This window comes from Anaerovirgula multivorans (assembly GCF_900188145.1).
GTDB lineage: Bacteria > Bacillota > Clostridia > Peptostreptococcales > Natronincolaceae > Anaerovirgula > Anaerovirgula multivorans.
Window position 1 is genome coordinate 1 of sequence record NZ_FZOJ01000086.1, and the last position, 2,439, is coordinate 2,439.

The 2,439-nt window shown below is 38.6% G+C and carries 1 protein-coding gene; it reads right to left on the reverse strand.

The genetic code is table 11. The annotated features are described in order from the left end of the window. A partial coding sequence (locus tag CHB72_RS25555) for a GLUG motif-containing protein (RefSeq protein ID WP_278277914.1) occupies positions 1 to 2,439 on the reverse strand: 2,439 nt, incomplete at both ends.

Sequence of the window (2,439 nt, forward strand, 5' to 3'; positions counted from 1 at the left end):
GTTGGTCTTTTGTCATTAGGATATATGGATCTTCTGCTGTGCCTTTCCCTCCTGCTACTTCTTCTTCAGGCAAGCCTTCTTCTACTGCTGATGGTTTGGGTAGTTTTCTTAGGTAGGGATAACTCTCCCCCTCTTGGATTGTCCATATTTCTTCAAAGTTCCATTCTTCATAGTTATTTAAAGTTTTCATGGCTGAGGTTAGTCTACTGACATCTGCTACTTTACTTGGTACTATCTCTGCTTTTATTCCGTCGTAATAACTGTTTGTTAGTATTGTACGACTAGAAATTGTCCCTATTAATCCTCCATTACGGATTCCTACTGAGTCAATTTTACCTACTGCATAGCAGTTTGTTATGCTATTACTGCTTGAGGTAGTGCAGTAAGTTTGTCCTATTAATCCTCCTACATTACTATGTGTCATTGTAGCTTTTACGTTACCTAAAGCATAGCAATTTTCTATGTTTGCTCTTCCGCTAACATATCCTACTAATCCTCCTACATAACTACTTCCTTCAATGTCTCCTGTGGCATAGTTTTCTTTGACTATATGACTGACGTCACTACTGCTTAAGTAGCCTATTAATCCTCCTACGTAGTAAGTTTGGGCAGTTGTTTTGCCTGTTGCATAGCTTTGAGTTACTGTTATGCGACTGTAGCCTATAAGGCCTCCTACACTATTTCCTGTGGCATTTACTTCTATTCCTGTAGAACTGTTTGTCACTAGGCCTCCTATATTTGCATAACCAATTAGCCCTCCTACATTAGAAGTTCCTGTTACTTGCCCTGGTTCTTCTACTCTTACATTTTCTACTGTTCCTCCATTCATATACCCTATTAGACTTCCTGTATGTTGTCCTCCTTGGATATGTATGTTTTCTAGTTTTAGATTTTTAATGACTGTGTTTTGTGTGTATCCAAACAATCCTATGTTATTTGCTGTTGGTTTTGTTATGACTAGATTATTAATGCTATACCCATTCCCATCCAACGTTCCACTAAAGGGCATGCTACTACTTCCTACTGGTTCCCATTCTTCTTCATCTAGGTCTATGTCACTTCCTAGTCTGTAATGGGCTGCTATCTCGTAGCGCATGTTGTCAAGTTGGTCTTTTGTCATTAGAATATATGGGTCTTCTGCTGTTCCTTTCCCTCCTGCTACTTCTTCCTCTGGTAGTCCTTCTTCTACTGCTGATGGTTTGGGTAGTTTTCTTAGGTAGGGATAGCTTTCGTCTTCTTGGATTGTCCAGACTTCTTCAAAATCCCATCCTTCATAGTTATCTAGGGTTTTCATGGCTGTGGTTAGCCGACTAACGTCTGCTACTTTGATTGGCACGATTTGTGCTTTTATTCCATCATAGTAGCTGTTTTTTAGTGTTGTATAATTAGAAATTGTCCCTACTAATCCACCATTATTTCTTCCTACTGCTTCAATTTCACCTGCTGTATAACAGTTTGTTATGATATTACGAAGTGTTGAGCTACCATTAGCTCGTCCTATTAATCCTCCTACATAATTTGAAGTAGTACTGCCTGTCGTTGTAGCTTTTACGTTACCTAAGGCATAACAATCTTCTATGTTTACTCTTCCGCTAACATATCCTATTAATCCTCCTACATAACTACTTCCTTCAACATCTCCTGTTGCATAGTTTTCTTTGACTATATAACTGACGTCACTATTACTCAAGTAGCCTATTAACCCTCCTACGTAGTAGGTTTGGGCAGTTATTTTGCCTGTTACATAGCTTTTAGTTACTGTTATGCGACTGTAGCCTATAAGGCCTCCTACATTACTTCCTGTGGCATTTACTTCTATTCCTGCGGAACTGTTTGTCACTAGGCCTCCTAGACCTGCATAACCGATTAGTCCTCCTACATTACTGGTTCCTGTTACCTGGCCTGGCTCTTCTACTCTTACATTTTCTACTGTTCCACCATTCATATAGCCTATTAGACTTCCTGTATGTTCCTTCCCTTGAATATGTACGGTTTCTAGTTTTAGATTTTTAATAGTTGTGTTTTCTACATATCCAAATAATCCTGTGTTATTTGTTGTTGGTTTTGATATGACTAGATTCATTATTTTATTATCTCCACCATCAAAAGACCCACTGAAGGGTGTATCCTTAACTCCTAAAGGATTCCATTCTATACCCTCTAAGTCTATGTCATTCTCTAAAACATAGTTAGCATATAGGTAGAATCGAATGTTATATAGCTCTTCATAACTTGTTATCTTAAAAGGATCTAGAAGCGTACCTGATCCATCAAAAGGAACGGCCTCAGCATCTGAAATCACAATTCCTGCTGGAATGGACATATCTTTTAGATAAGGATATGCTCTTCCTGCTTCCATAGTCCATACATCTTGAAAATCCCAATCATTGAAGGTGAATTCTCTTACAAGAGCCGCGGTTTTTCTTGCTTCTATTACTG